The organism is Mesorhizobium shangrilense, assembly GCF_040537815.1.
Classification (GTDB): domain Bacteria; phylum Pseudomonadota; class Alphaproteobacteria; order Rhizobiales; family Rhizobiaceae; genus Mesorhizobium; species Mesorhizobium shangrilense.
The window spans coordinates 3,421,046-3,444,997 of record NZ_JBEWSZ010000001.1; the positions used below are offsets into that span (position 1 = coordinate 3,421,046).

At 62.9% G+C, this 23,952-nt stretch carries 23 protein-coding genes and 1 pseudogene; 4 read left to right on the plus strand and 20 right to left on the minus strand.

The annotated features are described in order from the left end of the window. Positions 1 to 19 precede the first annotated feature (19 nt). From ABVQ20_RS16760 to ABVQ20_RS16770, 3 genes are all read right to left on the minus strand, one after another. Entirely contained in the window at positions 20 to 769 is a 750-nt protein-coding gene (locus tag ABVQ20_RS16760) for an enoyl-CoA hydratase/isomerase family protein (protein WP_354460623.1), read from the minus strand. Continuing rightward, entirely contained in the window at positions 770 to 2,008 is a 1,239-nt protein-coding gene (locus ABVQ20_RS16765) for a CaiB/BaiF CoA transferase family protein (RefSeq protein ID WP_354460624.1), read from the minus strand. A gap of 129 nt (positions 2,009 to 2,137) precedes the next feature. Then, positions 2,138 to 3,457, minus strand: a complete 1,320-nt coding sequence (locus ABVQ20_RS16770; RefSeq protein WP_354460625.1) for a hydroxymethylglutaryl-CoA reductase, degradative — start codon at positions 3,455 to 3,457, stop codon at positions 2,138 to 2,140. Between the two features lie 118 nt (positions 3,458 to 3,575). Between ABVQ20_RS16770 and ABVQ20_RS16775 the strand changes: the two genes are divergently transcribed. After that, positions 3,576 to 4,973: an aminotransferase-like domain-containing protein gene (locus tag ABVQ20_RS16775; RefSeq protein WP_354460626.1), complete on the plus strand. Its 1,398-nt coding sequence runs from the start codon at positions 3,576 to 3,578 to the stop codon at positions 4,971 to 4,973. A 110-nt stretch (positions 4,974 to 5,083) separates the two neighbouring features. After that, positions 5,084 to 5,552: pseudogene (locus ABVQ20_RS16780) on the plus strand (DUF1349 domain-containing protein); the annotation flags it as partial. 105 nt (positions 5,553 to 5,657) lie between these two features. Here ABVQ20_RS16780 and ABVQ20_RS16785 read toward each other — a convergent pair. From ABVQ20_RS16785 to ABVQ20_RS16850, 14 genes are all read right to left on the minus strand, one after another. Then, positions 5,658 to 6,425, minus strand: a complete 768-nt coding sequence (locus ABVQ20_RS16785; RefSeq protein WP_354460627.1) for an SDR family NAD(P)-dependent oxidoreductase — start codon at positions 6,423 to 6,425, stop codon at positions 5,658 to 5,660. Beyond that, a complete protein-coding gene (locus tag ABVQ20_RS16790; RefSeq protein WP_354460628.1) occupies positions 6,422 to 7,387 on the minus strand; it encodes a carbohydrate kinase family protein in 966 nt (321 codons plus the stop codon). Before ABVQ20_RS16790 ends, ABVQ20_RS16785 begins: the two co-directional genes overlap by 4 nt. A 20-nt stretch (positions 7,388 to 7,407) precedes the next feature. Next, positions 7,408 to 8,391 carry an ABC transporter permease gene (locus ABVQ20_RS16795; RefSeq protein ID WP_354460629.1) on the minus strand — a complete coding sequence of 328 codons (984 nt, stop codon included), beginning with the start codon at positions 8,389 to 8,391 and terminating at the stop codon, positions 7,408 to 7,410. Continuing rightward, positions 8,388 to 9,419 (minus strand): ABC transporter permease, encoded by a 1,032-nt coding sequence (locus ABVQ20_RS16800; protein WP_354460630.1) that lies wholly within the window; start codon positions 9,417 to 9,419, stop codon positions 8,388 to 8,390. The genes ABVQ20_RS16795 and ABVQ20_RS16800 overlap by 4 nt, the downstream gene beginning before the upstream one ends. Continuing rightward, positions 9,416 to 10,942 (minus strand): sugar ABC transporter ATP-binding protein, encoded by a 1,527-nt coding sequence (locus tag ABVQ20_RS16805; protein ID WP_354460631.1) that lies wholly within the window; start codon positions 10,940 to 10,942, stop codon positions 9,416 to 9,418. The genes ABVQ20_RS16800 and ABVQ20_RS16805 overlap by 4 nt, the downstream gene beginning before the upstream one ends. A 70-nt stretch (positions 10,943 to 11,012) precedes the next feature. After that, positions 11,013 to 12,014, minus strand: a complete 1,002-nt coding sequence (locus ABVQ20_RS16810) for a sugar ABC transporter substrate-binding protein (RefSeq protein WP_354460632.1) — start codon at positions 12,012 to 12,014, stop codon at positions 11,013 to 11,015. A 63-nt stretch (positions 12,015 to 12,077) separates the two neighbouring features. Beyond that, complete coding sequence (locus tag ABVQ20_RS16815; RefSeq protein WP_202325730.1) at positions 12,078 to 12,737, minus strand: L-fuculose-phosphate aldolase; 660 nt, start codon at positions 12,735 to 12,737, stop codon at positions 12,078 to 12,080. 27 nt (positions 12,738 to 12,764) lie between these two features. Further along, a complete protein-coding gene (locus tag ABVQ20_RS16820; RefSeq protein WP_354460633.1) occupies positions 12,765 to 13,541 on the minus strand; it encodes an SDR family NAD(P)-dependent oxidoreductase in 777 nt (258 codons plus the stop codon). 200 nt (positions 13,542 to 13,741) lie between these two features. Beyond that, on the minus strand, positions 13,742 to 14,578 hold the full coding sequence (locus ABVQ20_RS16825) for a GntR family transcriptional regulator (protein WP_354460634.1): 837 nt from the start codon (positions 14,576 to 14,578) through the stop codon (positions 13,742 to 13,744). Between the two features lie 71 nt (positions 14,579 to 14,649). Continuing rightward, complete coding sequence (locus ABVQ20_RS16830) at positions 14,650 to 15,894, minus strand: MFS transporter (protein ID WP_354460635.1); 1,245 nt, start codon at positions 15,892 to 15,894, stop codon at positions 14,650 to 14,652. Next, on the minus strand, positions 15,891 to 16,343 hold the full coding sequence (locus ABVQ20_RS16835) for a MaoC family dehydratase (RefSeq protein ID WP_354460636.1): 453 nt from the start codon (positions 16,341 to 16,343) through the stop codon (positions 15,891 to 15,893). The genes ABVQ20_RS16830 and ABVQ20_RS16835 overlap by 4 nt, the downstream gene beginning before the upstream one ends. Further along, a complete protein-coding gene (locus tag ABVQ20_RS16840) occupies positions 16,340 to 16,780 on the minus strand; it encodes a Zn-ribbon domain-containing OB-fold protein (protein WP_354460637.1) in 441 nt (146 codons plus the stop codon). Before ABVQ20_RS16840 ends, ABVQ20_RS16835 begins: the two co-directional genes overlap by 4 nt. Next, a complete protein-coding gene (locus ABVQ20_RS16845) occupies positions 16,780 to 17,931 on the minus strand; it encodes a thiolase family protein (RefSeq protein ID WP_354460638.1) in 1,152 nt (383 codons plus the stop codon). The genes ABVQ20_RS16840 and ABVQ20_RS16845 overlap by 1 nt, the downstream gene beginning before the upstream one ends. Then, positions 17,928 to 19,874, minus strand: a complete 1,947-nt coding sequence (locus ABVQ20_RS16850; protein ID WP_354460639.1) for an acetoacetate--CoA ligase — start codon at positions 19,872 to 19,874, stop codon at positions 17,928 to 17,930. The genes ABVQ20_RS16845 and ABVQ20_RS16850 overlap by 4 nt, the downstream gene beginning before the upstream one ends. A gap of 132 nt (positions 19,875 to 20,006) precedes the next feature. Here ABVQ20_RS16850 and ABVQ20_RS16855 point away from each other — a divergent pair, with 132 nt between their 5' ends. After that, positions 20,007 to 21,185 (plus strand): acetyl-CoA C-acetyltransferase, encoded by a 1,179-nt coding sequence (locus ABVQ20_RS16855; protein ID WP_354460640.1) that lies wholly within the window; start codon positions 20,007 to 20,009, stop codon positions 21,183 to 21,185. 713 nt (positions 21,186 to 21,898) lie between these two features. On the opposite strand, the gene ABVQ20_RS16860 is transcribed toward ABVQ20_RS16855, so the two are convergent. The 3 genes from ABVQ20_RS16860 to ABVQ20_RS16870 form a co-directional block, all read right to left on the minus strand. Next, positions 21,899 to 22,222, minus strand: coding sequence for an NIPSNAP family protein (locus ABVQ20_RS16860; RefSeq protein ID WP_354460641.1), 324 nt, complete (start codon positions 22,220 to 22,222; stop codon positions 21,899 to 21,901). A gap of 145 nt (positions 22,223 to 22,367) precedes the next feature. Then, on the minus strand, positions 22,368 to 22,793 hold the full coding sequence (locus tag ABVQ20_RS16865) for an ester cyclase (RefSeq protein WP_354460642.1): 426 nt from the start codon (positions 22,791 to 22,793) through the stop codon (positions 22,368 to 22,370). Positions 22,794 to 22,844: 51 nt separating this feature from the next. Further along, positions 22,845 to 23,228, minus strand: a complete 384-nt coding sequence (locus ABVQ20_RS16870) for a DUF4267 domain-containing protein (RefSeq protein ID WP_354460643.1) — start codon at positions 23,226 to 23,228, stop codon at positions 22,845 to 22,847. Between the two features lie 100 nt (positions 23,229 to 23,328). Here ABVQ20_RS16870 and ABVQ20_RS16875 point away from each other — a divergent pair, with 100 nt between their 5' ends. After that, positions 23,329 to 23,901, plus strand: coding sequence for a TetR/AcrR family transcriptional regulator (locus tag ABVQ20_RS16875; protein ID WP_354460644.1), 573 nt, complete (start codon positions 23,329 to 23,331; stop codon positions 23,899 to 23,901). Positions 23,902 to 23,952: the final 51 nt, after the last annotated feature.

The following is a 23,952-nucleotide window of genomic DNA, read 5'->3' on the forward strand; positions in this document are numbered from 1 at the left end:
TGAGGGGTGCTCGACACGGTCACTTCCCCTTTCCGGCGAAAGCGGCAAGGCCACGCTTGGCATCGTCGCTCCTGAAAGTCCGCTGCCCGAGTATCGCTTCCTGGCGGAACGCCTCTGCCAGCGGCAAGTCCTGCAATGTGAGTGCCGCTTCCTTGATCGTCTGGACGGCGGTCGGGCTCAGGCTTGCAATATGGTGCGCTGCTTCGAGAGCGACACGCTCGACGTCCTGGCCGTCCACCGCGTGATTGACCACGCCCTTGGCGATCATTTCGGCCGCCGTAAAGCGCCGCGCGGTCAACATGATCTCCATCGCGTGGGCGTAACCGATCTGCCTGACGAGGCGCACCAGCGTCCCGCCGGCAGGCACAAAACCGAGCGTCGCTTCGGGCAGTTGGAAAATGGCGTCATGCGCCGCAATCCGGATATCGGTCGCAAGCATGATCTCGAAGCCGCCGCCAAGGCACATGCCCCGGATCGCGCTTATGATCGGCTTGAAGAATCCGGGAAACTTGATATGGGCCGGGTCCCAGGCGGAGATGTCGAGCGTATCCGCGGCAAGCGCCGGAATGGATTCCTTCAGATCGGCTCCGACGCAGAAGGCGCGCTCGCCGCCCGCGAGGACGACTGCCCGAATGCCATCATCATCCTTGGCGGCCTTGAAGGCGCGGCCCAGATCCTCATACATGGCCAAGGTCAGCGCATTGAGCTTCTCGGGCCGATTGATCCGGACAGTGGCGACGTAACCGTCTTGGGTAAGATCAATCCCCATCTAGATCGCTCCCCCGGCCTTGAGCGCATGCAGCTCCCCTGGAGAAAGGCCTGCCAATTTCCCGAGGATCAGTTCATTGTGCTCTCCTGGCGCGGGCGCCGATTGGGGCGCGGCCTCAACCGCTCCCGAAAGCTTTATCGGCAGCCCAAACATGCCGATAAGTTTGCCGGCAATCGGAACTTTGACGATCATGTTCCGCGCGGCGATGTGCGGGTCCTCGACGACTTCCGCAATCGTCTTGATCGCGCTCAGCGGGATCTTGTCGCCTGCAATTTCCTCCAGTTCGGCCTTGGTGTAGCGGCTGAACCAGCGGTTGAGCAGCGGATTGACCTTCGTCTCCGCCACTGTCGGATCGAAGCGCTTCTCCATCGTGTCGATCGCAGGGTCGGACGCCTTGTCCGGCTCGCCGAAGAGAGTGCAGGTAATTGCCCAGAACTTGTCCGTGTAGCCTCCGAAGAACACGTAGCCGTCCTTGCAGGGAAACTGGCCGTAGGGGCGCACGAAGGGATGTTCATTACCGAGTGGTGACGCGATCTCGTTCTTCGCCGTGTAGCGGACGACGGCATTTTCCGTCAGCGTAAGCACAGAGTCCTGCTGTGAGACGTCAACCACCTGTCCGAGGCCGCTTTTTTCCGCCTCGCGCAGGGCGGCGAGAGTGCCGATAGCAGCATACAAGGACGCCGCGAGGTCGCCGATAATGGTGCCCACGCGAACCGGTGGCCGGTCCGCGTAGCCGTTCATCGACCACAACCCGCCTGAAGCCTGCCCGGTGTTGTCATAGGCGGGCTTTGATGCGTTTGGGCCGTTGCGACCATAACCGCTGATCGCGGTATAGATCAGCTTGGGGTTTTCGGCTTTCAGCACCTCGTAACCGAGATCCAGTCTGTCCATGGTTCCCGGTCGAAAATTCTCGACCAGCACGTCGGCCCGGCACACGAGCTTTTTTAAAAGCGCCTTGCCTTCAGCGGATTTCAGATTGATCGTAATTCCGAGCTTGTTTCGGTTGAACTGCGAAAAAAATGCGCTGAGTTCCCCTCCCTCTTCGCCGACGAAAGGCGGGAAGGTACGAGCGTAGTCCGGTTCGTCCGGATGCTCCACCTTGATCACGGTCGCACCAAGGTCAGCCAGCAACATGGAGCAGAAGGGGCCGGCGACAACACGTGTGATGTCGAGAACGGTCAATCCGCTTAGAGGGCCCGTCCGCGTTGGAATCGCGTCATTTTGAAATGTTTCGGTCACGTCATTCTCCCAGAAAACAAGCCTGGGAGATATCTGCCCGGATTTTTGGATCGCGCAATTGAACATTGCCGGCCGCCGCATCGCCGACCGGCAGCAAGTGATTTTTCAGCATCGCGGTACGGCATGATCTTAGACCTTTTCCGCCCTGATCAGCTCGAGCACATCCTTGGCGCGATCGACGCGCACGTCATGGTTCGCAGACAGCGTCGACGCCACCCTGTCGATCTCGTCCCCGGTCGCGCCGGCTACAATTGCGATGTTGCGGGCATGCAGCGCCATGTGGCCTCGCTGGATGCCCTCAGTGGCCAGTGCGCGCAATGCGCCCATGTTCTGGGAAAGTCCAACGGCCACCGCCACCTCGGCAAGCTCCTGAGCACTCTCAACGCCGAGGATCTTGAGGGCGGCGCGGGCCGCCGGATGGGTCTTTGTCGCACCACCCACAAGGCCCAGAGCCATGGGCATTTCCAGGGTACCAACCAGGTGACCCTTGGTATCAAGCTCCCAAGTCGACAATGACGTGTAGCGCCCTGAGCGCGAAGCCCACACATGCGCGCCAGCTTCTATGGCCCGCCAATCGTTGCCGGTGGCCACCACGATCGGATCGATACCGTTCATGATGCCCTTGTTGTGGGTGGCGGCGCGGTAGGGGTCGACGATGGCAAGGGCACATGCTTCGACAATGCCGCGGGCGATACGATCACCCTTGTACTCTTCGGTCTGCAGCGTCTCGGGGGCGACTGTAACCATTGCGCGTGCGATGCGCAGATCGGCAAAGTTGGACAGAATGCGAAGTCGCACGACGCCGCCGGTTATCGCTTCGATCATCGGCGCTACGGCTTCGGCCATCGTGTTGACCGTGTTTGCGCCCATGGCATCACGCACATCGACGATCAGGTGAACGACAACCATCGGACCCGCAATTGTCTGATCAAAGATGTGGACTTCGACATCGCGGCACCCTCCGCCAAGCGATATCAGGATCTTGTCCTTGACATTTGCAGCAGCAATGATCGCCTCTCGCTCCCTCAGGATGCGTGCCCGCGCACCATGCGGGTCGCGCACTTGAAGAACTTGCACCTGTGCCCGCATGATCGGCCCGGTGCTCGAGGTGAGGAAGCCACCGCTCTTGCGGGCGAGACGGGCCATGTAGGACGCTGCGGCGACAACCGAAGGCTCTTCGACGGCCATAGGTATCAAGTAGTCTCGGCCGTTGATCGTAAAATTGGTGGCAACGCCGATTGGAAGTTCGAACGTGCCGATCACGTTCTCTATCATGCCATCGGCAAGCATAATGGGCAGACCGTTGGGAGCGAAGGCGTTGCGCTCTGCATCGGTCAGCGACACGATATCGCCCACCCGGCCCAGTCTCTCAGCTGGTGAAAGATTCCGCAGGTTCTCGATGCGCGAATTTATTGCGGGACGCGTTCCGCCGTTTTCTGTGTCGGTCACAGGCGCCTCCCACGCGATGTGCGATTTTTCTTCTTGAAACAAGAATGATCATTGTTACCATCTCACGAAAGGTACAGATCCAAGAATTTGTCTGAATCTGTACCCATAGGAGGCGACGTTGAGGGCGACAAATCCAAGCGGCAAATCCGGTGAAACTCTTGCGGAGAATGTCGCAGCGCGGCTGGTCCAGGATATTGCAGCGGGCGACCGGGCGCCGGGAAGCAAGCTCCCTTCGATCAGGAATGCGGCCCGCGAATACGGCGTGTCGAAGAACACCATTGTCGAAGCTTACGACAGATTGGCGGCATCCGGTCATGTGACGCCGAAGGCACGGTCCGGATTCACGGTCAGCAAGACTGCGCAAATGAACGGAACGAGGCCAAAGCACGTATCAGAAGCCGTCGACATCGCTTCGCTTCTCAATGCGCAGTTGGAGGAGAGTTTCGAGATTCGAGTTGGTGACGGCCGCCCGCCCCCGGCATGGACCGAGGAGTCCGAGATAAGGCGTCATCTTGGGTTGTTCGGTCGCGGCCCTTCCCCGGGAGCGGACGCCTACGGGTCCGCCTGGGGCTTTCCGCCTTTGCGGCAGCAGATTGCGCGACGCCTGGTGAACCAACACATTCAAGCGACTGAAAAGGAAATCCTGCTCACGTTCGGTGCCAATCATGCGCTCGATCTTGTCGTTCGGGCGTTCCTGGCACCTGGCGACGTCGTGCTCGTTGATGAGCCCGGATATTACCCTCTCTTCGCCAAGCTCAAACTGGCGCAGGTCCGAGTCATTGGCGTCCGGCGCCTGCCTGACGGACCGGATATCGAAGACTTTGCGGAGAAGGTTTCCGCGGAGCGGCCAAAACTGTTCTTCACGCAGTCAATTGGCCATAATCCAACCGGCGGCTCCATTAGCCTATCGGTCGCTCATTCAATTCTCACCGTCGCAGCGAGGCATAACGTCACCATCATTGAGGACGATCCCTTCGCGGATCTCTCGCTGGTTCCACCCAATCGGCTTGCAACGCTCGACCAACTCAACCACGTGATTTCGATCGGCACCTTTTCCAAGACCCTATCCGCGAGCTTGAGATCAGGCCATATCGCAGGCCGCACCGACAAGGTCGCTGCACTTGCAGAACTGAAGATGCTGACAACAGTGAACAGTTCTGGCCACGTCGAACGGCTCCTTCACCGCCTGACATCCGAAGGCCACTATGATCGCCACCTCAAGCGCCTTGCCCAACGCATCGAGACGGCAGCAACTCGCGTGCATTCAGCCCTCAGCCGGAATGGTTACTCGATCTTCGCCGGCAACGGCGGTGGCTACTACCTCTATCTCATGCTGCCCGGAGGCATCGACGACATAGAACTCGCCCGACTGGGCGCCAAGGAGAGCATTTTCATAGCGCCTGGAAGCGTCTTCTGCATCGACAAACAGAGTCCAATGGCGGCAGGCATCCGGATAAATGTGTCACGGGCAGATGACGAAAGGTTTTTCGACTTCCTGCTGCGAAAGCTCTCCTGAAACGCAGTGCGTTTGAACAGAATCAGGCGGCGCGCTTTAGATTTATGGCTTTATGCATGTCGTTCTCCCAAAAAACCCGGAGCCACTTTTGGGCGACATGCGTTGCTTAGATCAAGAGCCATAACTCGGACCAGCCGGCAGGCTGGTTGGCGGAGGATGCGAGCCTCACCATGACCACTGATGCCAAGACCGATTTCTGGCGAGAAACCCACTACAATTTCACCCGGGACAGCGGTCATTTCCTCGGCTTTCCGGCGACTGACGACTTCACCGCCAGGATTCGCATCCAGGGCGAATTTCGTACCCTGTGATCAAGCAGGCCTCATGGTTCGTATCGACGAGAAACGCTGGGTCAAGACCGGCGTGGAGTTCACCGATGGCGAACTCTTCCTCAGCACCGTCATCACCGACGGCAAGTCCGACTGGTCGGTTTCGCAGCCCTTCAAGGAACTGGAGGACTTCCACATCCGGGTGACGCTTGCCGGGGGCGCTATGCGCATTCAAGCTTCGCGGGACGGAAAATTCTGGCCGCTGTTGCGCCTCGCGCCCTTCCCGGTTGCCGCCTCTTACGCGGTCGGCGGCGGGGCCGGAAGGAGGCTGTCCGTTTTTGGAGTGCCCGGGCTGGATGCCTCCACTTCTATCAGCCTCTTCAAGCGAGGCGATCGCGCGAGCCACGCTCCGGCCTCAGTGGTAGTAGATGCCGCCGTCGACGTTGAGCGACTGGCCGGTGACGAAGGCCGACAGGTCCGACGCGAAGAACAGCACCGGCCCGACGACGTCCTCCGGCGCGCCCAGACGCTTCAGCGCTGCGACATCTTCCCAATGGCGGATGGCCGCCTCACTGCCGAGATTGTTCTTGCCCATCTCGGTCAGGATGATGCCGGGGCAGATGGCATTGACGGTGACGCCGTCCATGCCGACCTCCTGCGCCAGCACACGGGTGAGCGTGATCACCACCGATTTCGTCGCCGCGTAGTGACCTTGCGTCGGCACGCCCTGGCGGCCGGCGATTGAGGCGATGTTGATCACCCTGCCCGATTTCCTGGCGCGCATATGTGGCAGCACGGCCTGGCACATCATCAGCACGCCCTTGGCGTTGATGTCGAAATGCGCATCCCAGCTGGCCTCGTCGAGGTCCTGAAGCAGGCTGGGCTTCAGGATGCCGGCATTGTTGACCAGCACGTCGATGCTGCCGGCCGCTTCGAGCAGCGCCTGCGCTGTTGCCTCGATCTCGCGCTTCTTGCTGACGTCCATTGTGTAAACATAGGCCTTGCCGCCGGCCGCCTCGATCTCCGCCTTGGTTACGGCAAGCTCTGCGGCCTGCGACGGCAGGTCGGTGACGGCGACGTCGAAGCCTGCGTCGGCTAGCCCCTTGGCGAGCGCCCTGCCGATACCGCGGCTGGCGCCAGTGACGAGAGCCGTCTTGCCCTTGGCCTCAGGAAGAATGGTCATGCTGCTTGCACCTTTGATGTCTTGACCGGAAGTGAATTCATCGCCGCGACCGTGTCGTCGAATGAAACGAGTTTGCCGTCGGAGCCGAGCCCCATCGCCACCTTGGCGGCGACGGCGCTGGCGAAGCGAGCTGACTGTTTAAGGTCCCAGCCCTTGACGATGCCGACGATGATGCCGGCGGTGAAGGAATCGCCGCAGCCGGTGGTGTCGAAGACCTCGACGTCGAAGGCCGGCAGGTGAAAATCCTCGCCATGCTGCGGCGAGACATGCACGCCATCGGCGCCGAGGGTCAGGATGCAGTTCTTCACGCCCCTCGCCTTGAAGAAGGCGGCAACGCGGGCCGGATCCCGGTCGTGCGCCATCTCGCCGGCTTCGTCGATGCTAGGCACGAAATAGTCGATGTAAGGTAGGCACGGCTCGACCAGCTTCCAGGTCTCCGGCGTCGCCTGGATGAGATCGAAGGTTGTGATGCGGCCGAGCTCCTTGGCGCGCTTCAACAGCTTGACTGTCGGCGCGCCATCGAAACGCTTCAACAGGCCGGTGCCGCCGACATGGACGACGGAGGCGTCGAGTGCGGCATCAAGATCGGCATCGGCGACTTCGAACAAGGTGGCGGTGCCCGGCACATGCAATGCCGGACGCTCACCGTTCGGCCGCACCGGCAGGATGGTGGAGGAGGTCTGGACGCTGCCGTCGCGGCGCACCAGGCCGCACTCCAGGCCATATTTCCTCAGCTTGGCGAGGAACCAGTCCCCCATATCGTCGGTGCCGAGCGTGGTGACGGCCCGCGTCTTCAGCCCGAGGATGGCGCAATCCATGCCGGTCGCGCCGGCCGTGCCGGCGACCGTCATGCGGATCTCCTCGATATAGTCGGCCCGGCCGCCCTCGGGGATACGCGACACCGGCCGTCCCAGAATGTCCAGGACATAGAAGCCGATCGAGCTGACGTCGAATTGTGGCATGGTTGGCTGACCTTTCGAACTCAATGGTTAGCGCGGCGCAGGCCGAAGCTCACGGCCAGCACCAGGAAGACCAGCACGCCGATGCCGACCTGCTGCCAGTAGAAATTCCAGCCGACGAGCAGCAACCCGTTCTTGACGATGGCGAGCAGCAGGACACCGAGCAGCGTGCCGACCACCGAGGGCTTGCGCTCACGGCTCAGCGTCGTGCCGATGAAGGTGGCGCCGATGGCGTCGAGCAGGAAGGCGTTGCCGGAGAGCGGCACGTAAGACTTGACCGTTGCTGACAGCAGGATACCGGTGACGCCGGCAAGCAGCGCGCACAGCACATGCACCATCGACAGTTCGCGCGGTACGCGGATGCCGGAGTACCACGCGACGCCCGGCTGCGCGCCCATCGCCTGCACATAGCGGCCGAAGACAGAGCGGTGCAGCAAGACATGGACCGCGATGGCTGAGACGATCAGCACGATCACCGGTGTCGGCACGCCGAAGAGCGCGGTGCGGGCGATGGCGTTGAACTGGTCGGCGGCATAGCCGCTGGTGAGGTAGATCGGCTGGCCGCCGCTGGTGGCAAGCTGCTGTGTGCTCTGGCCAATGAACAGCACGCCAAGTGTTGCCAGGAACGGACTGATGTTGAGCCTGGTGATGAGGATGGCGTTGAGGATGCCGACGACCAGGGCAGCACCCAGGCCGCCACCGACGCCGACCACGCCGCTGTAACCGGCAGCCAAGAGCATCACGAAGACCATGCTCGCCATGTCGACGGACACGCCGACCGAAAGATCGATACCGCCGGACGAGATGACAATGGTGAGCCCGAGCGCCACGATCGCCAGCATGACGACATTGTTGACCAACACGTTGAAGAGGTTCGCCGGCGTCAGGAAGGTCGGGCTCGCCACCGCGAAGAAAATGACGATCGCAGCAAAAGCGATGAGCACGCTGTATTTGGCAAGGAAGGCGCGCAGGCCCACCTTGGGACTGTCGTTGGCCGAGACGCTCATCGTGACCCCTCCGAACCGCGAGCAAAGGATGTGATGGCGACCACCAGCAGGATCAACGCGCCCTGCACGCCGTTGACCCAGTAGCTCGAGACGTTGAGCAACTGGAAGCCGTTGGCGAGCAGGCCGATGAACAGCACGCTGAGCAGCGTGCCGCCCATGGTCGGCACGAAGCGGCGGGAAAAGACGGTGCCGAGCAAGGCCGCCGCCAGCACCGACAAAAGCAGTTCGCCGGAGCCGGGCGTGCTGGCCGAGAGCCGCGAAACGGTGAGGATGCTTGCCACCGCCGCGCAGAAGCCGCTCAGCACATAGGTGAATGATACATAGAAGGGGACGCTGAGGCCGGCCGCGCGCGCGGCCTCGGGATGGCCGCCGACCGCGTAAAGCCGAAGCCCGAAGGCGGTGCCGTGAATGATCACGATCATGATCGCGGAGAAGACGATCAGCGCCCAGGCAAGCGCGGAGATGCCGAGGAAACTGCCTGAAACCAGGAAGCCGAGCAGCGGGGAGGATGCGCCGACGACCGTGTTCTGAGTGAGCGTGAGTTCCATGCCGGCGGCGACGTTGAGCACGGCAAGCGTCGCCAGCAGCGGCAGGATGCCGAGACCGACCACGGCAAGGGCATTCAGCGCGCCGACCACCATGCCGACGGCGACGGCCGCCAGCACCGAAAGGAAGTCGCCATAGCCCATCGACAGCAGCGTCGCGTAGACGGCCGCACAAAGCCCCATATTGGCGGCGATCGACAGGTCGATGCCGCCTTCGGTGACATCGGAGCCGCCGCCGATGATGACGGACGTCATGCCATAGGCGAGCACGCCCAGGATCGCCGACTGCTCGACGACATTGATCAGGTTGAAGGTCGAGGTGAAGCCCGGCGCGAAGACGACGAAATAGGCCATGATCGCGGCGAAGGCGGCAATGGCGCCGAGCCGCACGACGAGGGTGGCGAAGCGCCGGCCGGCACTTTTGCCTGTGGCGCTGGTTTCGTCGGACACGCCGGCTTCGACGTGGACAGTTGTCGCGCTCATGCCGCTACTCCATCAGCGTTCGAGCGGGCGCCGGACGAAGCCGCGAGCAGCGCGTCGCTGTTCATCGACGGGCCGGAGAAGGTGCCGGCAAGCCGGCCGCGATAGACGACCAGCACCCGGTCGCAGACGCCGACAAGTTCGAGCAGGTCGGACGACAGAAGCAGGATCGCCGCGCCCTCGCCCGCCAGCCGGTTCAACAGATTGTAGATCTCGACCTTGGCGCCGACATCGACGGCCACCGTCGGCTCGTCCAGAACATAGACGCGCGACTGGCAGCTCAGCCATTTGGCGATCGCCACCTTCTGCTGGTTGCCGCCGGAGAGCTCGCGCACCAGGGCGTCGCGATGCGGTGTCTTGATCGACAGTTCCTTGATCAGGCCGTCGACAGCCTGGTTCTCGCTGCCGCGGCTGACCAGACCGTTCTTGGAATAACGGCGCAGGCTGGCAAGCGAAATATTTTCGCGCACCGACAGGCCGAGCGCTACGCCGTGCGCGCGACGATCCTCCGGCAGCATGGCTATGCCGTCACGCACCGCCTTGACCGGCGTCGACAGCGACAACTGCTTGCCCTCGACCTTGATCGAGCCGCCATCGGCGGTCTTGAGGCCGAACAGACACTGCACGATTTCCTTGGCGCCGGATCCAAGGAGGCCGGTGAGGCCGACGATCTCGCCGGCGCGAACGTTGAAGCCGATGTTTTCGAAACCGCCACCAAGCCGCAAATTGGCGACTTCGAGCACCGGCGCGCCCAACGTGACCGAACGCTTGGGAAACATCTCGCCGACATCGCGGGCGATCATCATCGATATGATCTCGTCGATCGATGTCTCACGCGGGTCGACCGTGCCGACATCGGTGCCGTTGCGCATCACCGTGACGCGGTCACAGAGCTTTTCGATTTCCTGCATGTAGTGGGAAATAAAGACCACGGCGATGCCGTCGTCGCGCAGCCGGCGCAGCACATCGAACAGGCTGTCGACCTCGCGTTTGACAAGGGCCGCCGTCGGCTCGTCGAGCACCAGCACAGACGCTTTCTGCGCCAGCGCCCGCGTGATCTGCACCACTTTCTGCTGTGCCGTGGTCAGGTCCTTGACCAGGGTTCCCGCCGGCAATTCCATGCCGAAGAACCGCTTCAACAAATCGGCCGCCTTGCGCTCCATGCCCCGGCGGCTGACGAACGGGCCGAGGCCGATTTCGTGGCCGAGGAACACGGCCTCACCCACCGTCGCGGTCGGCACCAGCAGCCTGTCCTGATGGATGAAATGCACGCCGAGCTTTTCCACCGATGCCGGCGACAGCGAGGTCACGGTCTCGCCATTGATGACGATGGTGCCGCTGTCCGGCCTGATGATGCCGGCCAGCACCTTGATGATCGTCGACTTGCCAGCGCCGTTCTGGCCGACAAGGCCGAGGATCGAGCCGCGCGCGACCTCGAGGTTCGCGTTCTCCAGCGCCCGCACCGGACCGAACCGCTTCGATATGTCCGTCATCGATACAGCAATTTCACGCTTTGCTGTCTGCATGGCCGTCAATCCTGGTTGATGGTGGCGGGCGGCCATTTCCCTGGGATGGCTGCCCGCTGTTTCGTTCCGCCTATTTAACGCCTGCCTTTTCGGCGGCGTCGAGGAACAGCTTTCCTTTTTCGGCGGCATTTTCCTTGTTGATCAGCACCGCGGGCACGAAGGTGAAGGGCGCAACCTTCTGGCCGGCAAGATATCTGGCAGCATTGTCAACCGATGTCTTGCCGATCTCATAGGGCTGCTGCGCGGCCACTGCGCCTGCCGACGACTTCGGATCCATCACCATCTTGATGACTTCCGGGCTGCCGTCGATGCCGTAGGTCTTGACCTCGTTGCGGCCGGCGGCCTCGACCGCCTGCGTGGCGCCGATCTGCGGCACGTCCCAGCAGGCCCACACCGCGCCGATCGAGCCCTTCTCGGGCGACTTGGTCAGCATGTCCGTCACGTTGGAATAGGCGCTCTGCACGGTGTTCGGGATGACGTCGCGCAGTTCCGGCTCGACGATCTTCACATCCGGGAACGAAGTCAGCACATATTTCAGCTGGTCGTAGCGGATCTTGCAGACCGGCACGCTGTAGAAGCCGTTGAAGACCAGCACATTGCCCTTGCCGCCCATGTCGGCGACCATCTGCAGCGCGATCTCGGCGCCGATGTTGTAGTTGTTGGACGTGGTGTTGTTGATGGCGTGCGGCGTCGCGGTGTCGACCGTGAACAGCGGGATGCCGGCATCGCGGATCTTCTGCAGCCACGGGTTCAGCACTTCGAGATTGCCGAGCTGCTCGATGATGGCGTCGGGCTTCTGTGCGATGAGCGTCTGCAGTTGCGCGATCTGCTGCTGGTCCTTGCGGCCGGCGTCGAGCGCGATCACTTCGCCGCCGAGTTCCTTGACACGGTCCTGGATGCCCTTGAACGCCATCAGGTCCCAATAGTGGTCGGTGCCGATAGCGGACACGCCGATGCGCTTGCCCTTGAGCGACAGTTCCTCGGCACTTGCGCCTGAGATGGCAGCCAGGCTGCAAGCCGCCGCCAATCCCAAAGCAAGCGCCTTGACGAGGCCTTTCATGGATCCGGTCATTTCATTTCCTCCCTTGTTGATCGCTCCGGGCCTTCCCGGAGGATTGTGTCAGATGGCCGCCGCTCAGGCAGCAGCCTCCTTGTCGCGCAGGCCGTAGCTGGCCATGCGCTTGATGACGTTTTCGATCTCCTCCTCGGACAGGATCGGCGGCTCGCCGATCTGCAGGGCGCCGTGATACTGCCGCGCCAGCGTTTCAACCTCGACCGCCAGCCACATCGCCTGGCTGAGGCTGGAACCGACCGCGATCATGCCGTGCTGTGCGAGCAGGCAGGCCTTGCGGTCGCGCAGCGCCTCCACCGCATGCGCCGAAAGCTCCGCCGTGCCGAAGGTGGCATAAGGGGCGCAGCGAATGTCGCTGCCGCCGGCGACCGCCACCATGTAATGGATCGCCGGTATCTTCCTGCCCATGATGGCGATGGTCGTGCAATAGGTCGGATGCGCGTGGACGACCGCGTTGACCTCGGGCCGCGCCTTCATGATGTCGAGATGGAAACGCCATTCGCTCGACGGCGGCAGGCGCCCGTCGACCTCGCCGTCCCAGGCCATGAAGACGATGTCCTCGGGCACCAGCGTATCGTAAGGCGTGCTGGTCGGCGAGATCAGCATGCCCTCGCCATGGCGCCGGCTGACATTGCCTGAGGTGCCCTGGTTGATGCCCAGCGCGTTCATCTTGAGGCAGGCATCGATGATTGCCTGGCGTGCCTCTAGGTCCGAAACGGTCATGCGATATTCCAATCCTTGCTCGGCCCGTCACCAGGCCGTGTAGCCGCCATCGATCGACAGGATCGCGCCGGTGACGTAGCTCGACGCCGGCGAGGCGAGAAACAGGATCGCCGAAGCGATCTCGTGCGGCTCGCCGAGCCGGCCCATCGGCGTCATGTCGATCCAGGTGTTGAAGAGTTCGGGGCGCTCGCGCATTTTCAGCGTCATCTCGGTGCCGACATAGCCCGGCGCCAGGGCGTTCACGCGTACGCCCGATTTCGCCCATTCGACGGCGAGCGCCTTGGTCATCATGTGCACGGCGCCCTTGCTCACCATGTAGGAGGGCGCGGTCTGGGGACGGTTGATGATCAGGCCCGACATCGAGCCGAGATTGACGATCGAGCCCTTGTTGCGGGCGACCATCGAGCGGCCGAAAGCGCGCGAGACCCAGTAGACGCCGTTGACGTTGACATCCATCACCAGGCGCCATTCCTCGTCCGATGTGTCGAGCGCGGTGTTGAGGCGGGCGATGCCGGCGCTGTTGACCAGTATGTCGACCTGGCCGAAATCGCTGACGATCCGGGCGGCCATCGCTTCGACGGCTTGCGGATCGGTGACGTCCAGCACGCGGCCGTCGACGCTTGCGACACCGGCCGCCGCAAGCTCGTCGGCGGCGGCTTTCAGCCCTTCGGCATTCATGTCGAGAAGGACGATGCGCGCGCCGCAAGTGCCAAGCGCCTTGGCGGCCTCCAAGCCGATGCCGCTGGCGCCGCCGGTGACGACGGCAACTTCGCCCGTCAGGTCGAATTGCGACCGGTAATCCACGCAAATCCTCCATCGGGACCAGGCTTGCACGCGGGCAAAATCTTCCCCTCGCCGCCAAGGCGGCGTCGCAAGCCGATCGATCCTGATAATGCCTCCAGGGTCAGGCTCCTCCCGACCCCATGACAAGGACGTTACAGAAGCTTCCTGGGTGCGTCAATCTGGTTATAACCAGAAAACGGATTCTTTTTCACGGATGTGATTCAGGTGCGATCGACACCGTTCACCGTCGCCGACGGCTGCTCGACCGCCATGTGGATGCGGGCGACGGAGGAGTTGTAGAAGGCCTCGTAATATTCGAGCGCCGCACCATCCGCGTCATAGGCGATCGACTCGATCTCGATCAGCGGGGTGTTGGCGGCAACGCCCATCTGCTCGGCTTCTTCCTTGGTGGGCAAAGCCGCGCGCAGCCAACGGTCGGCGCGCTTCACCGTCAGGCCGAACACCGCGCGGATGGTGCCGAAAATCGACTGATTTTCCGACAGGATGTTTTCGAGACCGGGCACCCGGTGTCCCGGCAGGCTGATGCGCGTCATGGTGATCGGCGCGCCGTCGGTCATGTAGACGCGGCTGATGCGGACCACGCTGCCATTGGCGGGAATGCCGAAGACGCTGGATTCCTTCTCGTTCGGCGGGCAGCGGTAGATTTCGAGCGTGCGCGTCGAGACCTTGTGGCCCTTCGCCGTCAGGTCGTCGAACACGCCGAGATTGGCGGTCATGAAGTCGACATGCTCGCGCGGTGCGGCGACGAACATGCCCTTGCGCGGCATCTTGATGATGCGGCCTTCGCTGGACAGCGAGCCGATCGCGGCGCGCACGACCGGACGCGAGACGCCGAAGAAGTCGCACAGCGCCTGCTCGGAAGGGATGCGCGAATTGGCCGCCAGCAGGCCGGTGTTGATGGCTTCCTCGACCTGGTTGCGCAATTGCACCCACAGCGGTGCCGCCTCGTCGCGGTTGAGCTTGACCTTGGAGCCGATCGAGCGGAACGCCTCGGCGGCTCCGGCATCTTCCTGGTCGTAGCGAGGACGCCCACGCATTCTGGTCGTTTGTTCCATTCGGTCCCGCCGCAAAATCATTTGCCGCGACTCAAGAAGCGGCAGCGTCCTCCCTAACGGAGGCCGCCAGCCATATTCACGCTCTCCGGCAAGTTTCGCAACCACAGCATGGCCACGGCCCCCAGAACCGGTCCCGGGACCAGTAGCAGGAAGGCCCAGCGCCAGCCGCCGATGAGGTCGGCAAAGTGCGGTGTCAGCCAGATGGCGAGCACCGTCAGTGCGAAACCGGCGCCGAGTTGCACCGAGAGTGCCGTGCCGACAAAGCGGCGGTCGGCAAGCTCGGTGATGGCGGCGGAGAACTGCGCGGAATCGCCGATCACCGAAATGCCCCAGACGATGGCGACCAGCATGAACAGCCAGAGCGGCCCGGTGAACAGAAAGCCCATCAGCAGGGCGCAGCTTCCCGACACGATCATCATGCCGGCTGTGGTCGCCGTTCGGCCGATGCGGTCCGACAGATAGCCTCCGAGTAGGCAGCCGAGGATGCCGGAGGCGACCACGAAGAAGGTCGACAGCGAAGCGGCAGCGGCTGTTCCGATCGCCTGCGCCTCGAAAGCGGCGCGCGTATAGGCAAGCAGCCACGCCCACATGGCGTAGAGTTCCCACATATGGCCGAGATAGCCGAGATTGGCCAGCAGCAGCGGCTTTTCACGAAACACCTGGCCGATGCGCGCCGGCTCGAACACCGCCTTGCCGAAGGGATAGGGCCCTTCCTTGGCAAACAGCAGGAACATCAGCGCGCCGATGGCCGTCGCGAGGCTGGCGGCAGCGACCACCGGCCGCCAGTCGAGCGCGCTAGAGGCGGCGCGGAAGAGATGCGGCAGCGCCGAGCCGATGGTCAGCGCGCCAATGACCGCGCCGAGCGCCAGCCCCCTGTCGCGCGTGAACCAGGTTGCGACCAGCTTCAGGGCCGGGGGATAGACGCCGGCGAGTGCTGCGCCGGTAACGATGCGCGCGGCGATGGCGCTGCCCGGATCGGGGTGAAACAGCAGGCTGGCATTGGCAAGCGCGGCAACCAATGCTGCCGCTGCCATGAGACGGCCGAGCCGCACCAGGTCGGGAAGGTTGACCAGGCTCGCCGCCAGCGCGCCGATCACGAAGCCGACCTGAACGCCATTGGTTAGCCAGGCCTCGGCGCCAGAGCCGAGCGCAAGCTCCTGCTTCAGCTCGGGCAGGATGGCGGTCGCCGAAAACCAGGTGGTCAGCGACAGGACGACCGCCAGGCAAAGCAGCGACAACACGCGCCAGCGTTCGCTGTCGGCGGCCACGCCAAGCCGGCTGTCGCCCACCGTGTTCATACGCCTTGCAGCGGAACGGTGAACACCGTCGCCGTGCCGCTGAGACAGAGCTCGCCCTGGGCATTGCGGACACTGGTCTCGATCTTGCAGATCGGCTTGTCGGGGCGCACCTCCTTGACCTCCACGCGTCCGGTGATCTCCTCGTCGACGCCAACCGCCTTGACGAACTTCCAGGCGACTTCGAGGAACACGGTGCCGGGTCCCGGCAGATCCTCGGCGACCAGCGCATTGAGGATGCCTGAGGTGACGCCGCCCTGGACGATCAGCTTGCCAAACACCGATTTCTCAGCCAGCGCGCGGTCATAGTGCAGCGGATTGCGGTCGCCGGTGATGTCGGTGAAGGCTTCGATGTCGCTGGCGCGCGTGCGCCGCGTGCGTTCGGCAAAGGCGCCAACTTGCGGACGGCCCTTCACCACGCCTGCCCAGCCGTCTTTCGTCCCAGTGCTCATTTCGGCTTCTCCTCTGTTGCGGTTTCGACTGGTTTGAAGGCCGGCAGGACACGGCCGCCTATGGCTGTCGGCGCGAGCAACAGCGCGTCCCCTACCCTGGGCGATCGCATGCCCGGCAAGATGAAGCTCAGCATGGTCGGCCCTTCGGCCAGTTCGACCAGCCCAACCACGTAAGGTGCCGCCGGCAGCCAGCCGGGATGGCCGGGTTTGTGCACTTCTGAAAAGGATTTCAGCTGGCCCCAGCCCGACGCCTCTTTCCAGACCAGGCGCTTGCTCCAGCAATGCGGGCACATCGGGCGCGGATAGAACACGGCCTTGCCGCAGTCCTTGCACTGCTGGATTTTCAGCCGCCCTTCGGCAGCAGCATCCCAGAATGGCCGGGTCAAGGAGGTGATCGTCGGACCGGGGGTTTTCAATGCGTTGAGATCGACGGACATCAGGCGGCTCCCAGCACGAGCGCGGTCGCCTCGCTCATCGTCGCGCCATTGCCTGTGACCAGCGCGAGGTCGGCCTTGCCGATCTGGCGTTCGCCCGCCTCGCCGCGCAGCTGGCGTACCGCTTCGACGACATGCGTCATGCCGCCGGCGAGATCCGGCTGGCCGAAGCCGAGTTGGCCGCCATGGGTGTTGAGAGGCTTATCGCCCCGGTGAGAGAGATCATGGTCGCACAGCCACGCGCCGAACTGGCCGGGTCCACAGAGCCCGGCATCCTCGATCGTCGTGGCGACCATGATCGTATAGCAGTCGTAGAGCGACAGGAGGTCCATCTCATTGGCGTCGGTGCCGGACTGGGCGAAGGCCCGCGCCATGGCGCTCTTCAGCGGACCGGAGGTGAGGCTTGGCGCCTGGCTGACCGCGCGATGCGTGACCTTCTCGCCGGCCCCCAGCAGCTGCACGGATCTTCTGGGCAGCGAGCGCGCACGTTCGGCCGAAGTGACGACGACCGCCTCGCCGCCGGCGACCGGCATGACGATTTCATAGAGATGCAGTGGCGAGGCGATCATCGGCGAGGCCAGCACCGCCTCCACATCCGCTGGCTTGCCGAAGAAGATCGCGTCGGGGTTGAGCTGTGCGTTGGCCCGCGCCGTCGCGGCGATCAGAGCGAAATCCCTCGCGGTCGAGTTATATTGCGCCATATGCGCCTGCATCAGCAGCGCATAGGAAATATTGGCGCCCGAGGCGCCGAATGGCACGTCGAACTCGCGGATCGGATTGCGGTTGAGCGAGCGCGGCGCAACCTCTTCGCGGTTATTGGCAAGCACGCACAACACTGTCTCGCACATGCCGGCCTCGATTGCCGCCGCCGCGCGCCAGACCATCCCTGCTCCCGAAGCGCCGCCGAGGTCTACGACGTTGGCCATCGTCGGTGCCAACCCGAGATATTCGGCAATGGTTGCCGGAACATGCTGCGGCGTCTCGCCGACCTGCGGCCCGATCAGTAGCCCATCGATGTCAGACGGTTCCAGCCCGGCATCGAACGCCGCCAGGCGCGAAACCTCCGCGATCATTTCCAGCGTCGTCACGCCGCCGGTCAGGCGCTGCGGTTTCAATTCGCCGATACCGACGATCGCTCCCTTGGCCCGGCTCATGCCGCCTTGCTCCTGTCGAGCGCGCGGTACTCCTCGAGGCATGCGGGATTGGCGAGCGAAGCCATGTTTTTCACCGGCTTGCCTTCGAGCGTGGTGCGGGCGGCCCCTTCCACTCGCTTGCCATTGAGCGTGTAAGGCACGGCCTGCACCGCATGGATGCGATGCGGCACGTGACGCGGCGAAGCGCCCTCGCGGATGGCGCGGCGGATCCGCGCGGCAAGCTCGGGCGTGAGCCCAAAACCGTCGTTCAGCTTGACGCACAGCACGATCTCCTCGTCGCCTTCGACCGGCGCGCCGAAGACCAGGCAATCCTCGATCTCGGCGAAGGTCTCGCAGGCCGCGTAGATTTCGGCCGTGCCGATGCGCACGCCGCCGGGCTTCAGCGTCGTGTCCAATCGGCCATGGATGATCCCCGAGCCGTGCGCCGTCATCTCCGCGACATCGCCATGCGTCCAGATTTCGGGGCGTGCCGCGAAATAGGTGGCATGGTAACGCGCGTCGCCGTCCTTGCCCCAGAAGGTCAGAGGCATGGACGGGAACGGTTCGGTGCAGACGAGGTCGCCCTGCCGGCCGATGACCTGCGCATTGCGCTCGTCCATGACAGCCACCGCGAGGCCCAGCCCTTTGACAGTCAGCTCGCCACGGCGAACGGCGTGGATCGGCGACCCGAGCAGGAAACAGCCGATGATCTCGGTACCGCCCGAGATCGAGGCAAAGATCATGTCCGGCTTCACCTGTGCGTAGACCCAGTCGAACTGGCTGAGGGAAACCGGCGCGCCGGCCGAGAGCAGGGAGCGCAACGAGGACAGGTCGTGGAGACGTCCCGGCGCGTAACCTTCGGCGGCCAGCGTCGCCAGATATTTCGGGCTGGTGCCGAAATGGGTGACGCGTGCACGCTCCGCCATTGTCCAGAGCGGACTGGGGTCGAGGCCGTCAGCGGTCTTCAGGATCGGAGCGCCGTCATAGAGCACTATCGCCGCGCCGCAGGCGAGGCCCGAGATCAGCCAATGGTACATCATCCAGGCGGTGTTGGTGTACCAACTCATCGCGTCGCCGGGGCGAACGTCGCCATGCAGCAGATGCTCCTTCAGATGCTGGAGCAGCACGCCGCCGGTGCGGTGGACGATCGCCTTTGGCGCACCCATGGTGCCCGAAGTGTAGAGCACGTAGGCGGGATGATCGAAGGGCACGCGTTCGAAGGCCGGCGCACCGTCGCTGCCCAAATCGTCAAACGCGAGACAGGTCGCCGCGCAGTTTGGCTTTGCGCCCGGTTCGCCGGTCAGCACCAGCGTGGTGACAGTCGGCATCGCCACGACAATCTCGGCGAGCCGATCGGAGATGTCGTGCTGCTTGCCCGCATAGCGGTAGCGGGGTGCTGCAAACAGCACCTTGACGCCGATCTGGCCGAGACGGTCGACGATCGCCGCGGCGCCGAAATCCGGCGAACAGGACGACCAGACGGCGCCGATCGAAAGCGTCGCCAGAAGCGCCACCAGACCTTCGACACGGTTGGGCAGGATGCCGCCGACGCTATCGCCCTTCGCCACGCCGGCCGCGCGCAGGCCTCGCGCCGTCCTGGCGACGCGCCGGCGCAACTCGCCAAGGGTGAAGGTGCGGAAATGGCCACTCTCATCGGCCTCGATGACCGCGGCCCGATCATCGTCGCCCCGCAGCAGGTTTTCCGCGAGATTGAGTGATGCGTCAGGGAAGAACCGGCTCTGCGTCATCGGCGCCTGATCGTCGCGTATGAAAGAGATCGCGCCGGGATCGCCGATCACGCGGCCAAAGTCCCACACCGCCCGCCAGAACGCGCCGGGGTCACTGACCGACCAGCGATGCAGCGTTTCGTAGTCGCGCGGGTCGAAGCCGTTGGCCCTGCAAAAGCGCGCAAGATTGGACGATTCGAACGCGGCTGGCGCCGGCGCCCAAAGCACGGATGACATGAATTTCCTCCCGGAATGCAGGCCGGCACGAAGCCGTCATCTTGTCTGCATGTTGCTTTCAGATTATTGGTTATAACCAGAATGTCAAGCGGTGAACACAGCCTGTGTGCCGCGGAGGTGGAGGACGGGAAATTGCAGGATGCGGTGTATATCGTCGCGGCCAAACGCACGCCGATCGGCAAGCTGAATGGCGCGCTCGCCAGCCTCTCGGCGGCGGAACTGGGGGGGCAGCTCATTCAGGCGATGCTGGCCGAAACCGGGCTTGCGCCAGGGGCCGTCAGCGAAGTGATCATGGGCCAGGTGCTGACCGGCGGCGCCGGGCAGAACCCGGCAAGACAGGCATCGCTCAAGGCCGGCCTGCCGGTCAGCGTCCCCGCCATGACGGTCAACAAGGTGTGCGGCGCCGGCCAGAAGTCGATCCATCTTGCGGCGCAGGCCATTCGCTGCGGCGACGCCGATTGCGTGATTGCCGGCGGACAGGACTCGCTGACATCGGCGCCGCACTTCATTCCAGGCGTTCGCGGTGGCGTGCGCATGGGCGACCGGGTCGTCAAGGATTCGATGATCACCGACGGGCTGTGGGACGCCTTCCATCAGGTCCATATGGGCGTCACGGTCGAGTCGCTGGCGCGGCGCTATCAGATCACGCGCGATGAGCAGGACCGCTTCGCGCTGCGCTCGCAGGAGAAAGCCGACGCCGCCATCCGCTCGGCAAGGTTCGACGATGAAGTTGTGCCTGTCTCCGTAAAGACCAGGCAAGGCGATGTCGTTGTCGACCGCGACGAGCATCCAAACCCCTCGACCACGCTCGAAGGGCTTGGCCGGCTGAAGCCGGTCTTCGAGCGAGAGGGGACAATCACGGCCGGCAACTCCTCCGGCCTCAACGATGGTGCTGCCGCCGTGATGGTGATGGCGGAGACACGGATGATCGAACTCGGGCTAACGCCCCTCGCCCGCATCGCGTCCTATGCTTCGGCGGGTGTCGAGCCGATGGACATGGGGCTGGGCCCTGTCGCGGCGTCACGCCTTGCACTGGAGAAGGCCGGCTGGCGGCCGTCCGAGCTCGACGTCATGGAGATCAACGAAGCCTTCGCGGCGCAGGCGATCGCCGTCAACCGCGAGATGGGCTGGAACGAGGAGATCATCAACATCAGCGGCGGCGCCATCGCGCTCGGCCACCCGCTGGCCGGATCCGGCTGCCGCATCGTGGTGACGCTGCTTCACGAAATGATCGGACGCAAAGCCAGCAAGGGCCTAGCCTCGCTCTGCATAGGCGGCGGCCAGGGTGTGGCGATCTGCCTGGAGCGGTGAGCGGAGGCTCTGATCGGTTGTTGTCTGAGGGCTTTGCACAACGGGCTTGGCCACGCCACCTCTAGAATTTCGTCGCGGCGAATGACAGCTTTGGGTGAACAGTAGGACTTAGCTCTACGGTCGACATCCGGCGCGAAGCCGCTGTCGATCGCTCCATGCGCGGCGGCGACAAGGCGCTCATGTCCAGCATCACGACTCCGAAATCCTTGACCGGAGGTCTTCGAAAATTGGCCGGCTGCAGCCGACAGCAATGAGCCCCTCGATCTCCGCCAGCACGCCAAGCTAGGAGAAGCCTTTGGCGCCTCCTCCCGCCAAGGGCAACACGCTTGGGCGTGCATTCCAAAAAGCTATGGCGCCTGGAAGAAATAGGCTGAGGCTGGTCGATATGCCCCGCTCGTCAACACACTCGCAGAGGGGTTCTCGCTCAGCGAGATCGAAACAGCCAAGCGGGTGATGACGGCGTTACGGACCAAGCTCGAAGGTGATGATGAATCGGCTGGCGACTAATGCAATGCTGGCCGTCGAGCGCCGATCAATGTCCGCTCCTGAACGCTTTGCCCGCTGCGCGGTGGCGGAAAAAGTTCTAGTGATGCCAATATGCCGTGGCGCCAGAAACGCTTTCCGACCATCGCTTGATTCTGCGCCCACACCGCCAGCGGTCGTGCTGCAGCTGAAACTAATTCTTCTGTTTGACTCTCTATTTTCTCTTTTCGTTATTTGAGCGGAGAACTTGCTGACGGGATCAGTATTGTTGATACGACGCCTAGAATGTCGGCGACATCAAAGCCCCTGGCATCGTTAGCAGCCTCTGGGCCTTGTATGTAGCGCCGCGAGACCTCACCAGGATCGTCGCCCTCTGCGTAAGAAACCAACACAAAGACCCGATGTGCTACATCGTCCTTCTCGGTCCATAAGCCGTGGGCCTCGACACCGAACAGTCCAAAATTGTTGAGATGGCGCGGATAGACCGTAGAGGTATAGAAATCGAGTGCCTCTTTAGTGCGCAGTGAGTACACTCGCATCTCAAAGGTTCGCATGATGGTTTCCTCTTAAGTGAAATTCAGTCAGGCGCCCCAGTCGCGATGGCGATCAGCGCCGCCATCGCGGCCAGCAGGAGTGTAGGGCCCCCCATCGCTCCTAGCCGTGACGTTACAGGGATCGGGGGCCATTGGTTTCGCGGGGCTATGACGGTTGGCGAGGAGGCGACACGGCGCCCATTTGAATGAAGACGTCGAGGGTATTGAGCTCGTCCCAATGCTCGACGAAGCGTCCGTCCTCGACCCGCCAGATGTCGATCGAACGCATGACGAAGGGGTTGCCCGTAGCGGAGTAGCCGAGGAGGTTTCCCGTGTGCGTGCCCACGTAACGGTAGCGGCCGACCACGCGGGAGCCATCCGCCGAGACGAAGACATCTTCTGCGGTCACCTTGAGGTCGGGCACACCGGCGATGATGGCCCCAAGGACCTTCTTTGAACCCTCCAGGCCCGGTTCGGCGAAGGCATTGTGGTTCACATAATTGGGCGCCTTGATTTCGTCGAGGCGCGACACATCGTGGCTGGACATGATCTCGGCGAACAAGTGGCCGAGCTTGATGAGATCAATTGACATTGGGGTCGTCATTTTTCGTCCTTTCCAGTTTTCAGTAATAAAAGGCAGTTTTCACTTGGCACCCACGATGAGGCAGACGCCGGTTGCGACAATGACCAGCCCCGTAAGGCCATGCATGCCAAAGGCGAGGGCTCTGCTTCCGTGCGACCGAAGGACCGTCGCCATGTCGCCAAATGCGATGAGGCTGGCCAGGAGCATGAATTCGCCGAGCAGGCGCGGCGAGCCATTGGCCATGAGCAGGATGACAAAAAGGCCCGACGCGATATCTCGCGTGCCCTTCACAGACAGCCATGCGGTAAATCCGGTCGATAGCGGCGGTGAATCGGCAATGCCAAAGGCCGCCGATGCGGCACCAGGCGCCCACCAAAAGCGCGCGCCAAGGAACATGATTGCGGCCGCGATCAGGCCCGAAAGCACATATCCGATTTGAATCATCTGAAACTCCTATCAGTTGCAGGGATACTAGCGGCGCTAGAATTAAGCGTCAAGGGAAATCTAGCGTTGACATAATTCCGTGCATCGATAGGGTTGTCTGATGTCGATCGCGGAACGCAAAGAGCGCCAGCGTGCGGAGCGCTATGAACTCATCCTGGCTGCAGCGCGCGAACTGGCGGAAGCCGATGGCTGGGACGCTGTCACCACTCGCCGTCTCGCGGAGCTAATCAACTATAGCCAGCCGGTTCTCTACAGCCACTTCAAGGGCAAGGCCGACATCATGGCCGCAGTGGCCACGAGAGGATTCGAGGAACTTGCGACGCGATTAAAAATGGAAACGGCGAACGTCACCGGCGCTCCAGACGTTTTGCGCAACGTTTGTGCTGCCTATCTTGATTTTGCCCGCTCGCGGCCGGTTGTCTACGAGGCGATGTTCGTCTTGCCGACGAAGATCAAGTTCGCCAGCGAGGAAACGCCGACAGCCCTTCGTACCGCCTTCGATGCGTTGGTCACCGCACTTGGGCCAGATCGGCAAGAGCCAGTATTTCTGGCCGAAGTCCTGTGGAGCGCGTTGCATGGAATGGTCGTCCTCATGCAATCTGAACGTATCCCAACGGCAGGCGCCGAGGTTCGATTGAACATTCTCGTCCAAAAATTCGGCAGCGATTACTGAGACGGCGCCCGACCCACAGCAGGGCCGAACTCGCGTACAGGTCAGGGCTGA